This is a genomic window from Stenotrophomonas sp. GbtcB23, from assembly GCF_019091045.1.
In the GTDB taxonomy this organism is placed as follows: domain Bacteria; phylum Pseudomonadota; class Gammaproteobacteria; order Xanthomonadales; family Xanthomonadaceae; genus Stenotrophomonas; species Stenotrophomonas rhizophila_A.
Genome location: NZ_JAGXKC010000437.1, coordinates 1 through 267 on the forward strand (window position 1 = coordinate 1; position 267 = coordinate 267).

The following is a 267-nucleotide window of genomic DNA, read 5'->3' on the forward strand; positions in this document are numbered from 1 at the left end:
TTTCGCCGAGTTGTAGCCCTGACTCTGGTGTCGTTGCTGGTCTGCGCGTCGCCGGCCCTGTCAGCAGCCGAACGCGCTTCTCCCGCCAGCCCCTTCACCCACCCCATCAATCCTGCCAAAGACGCCCCCTTGGTCAGCCTGGCGAGCGATGGATTCCTACGCTATGCCCTGTATTCCGAACGCGGCAGCGGCCAAGCACGCAACATCGTCCCGGACTTCTCGCGCGCAGGCTACCAGGGAGGCGGCGGCAGCCTGCCCGTTCGCGCC

At 66.7% G+C, this 267-nt stretch carries 1 protein-coding gene; it reads left to right on the forward strand.

The features are described from left to right. Window positions 1-27 precede the first annotated feature (27 nt). Window positions 28-267, forward strand: a 240-nt coding sequence (locus tag KVS69_RS19690; RefSeq protein ID WP_217539771.1) for a hypothetical protein, incomplete at its 3' end; no start/stop codon positions are given.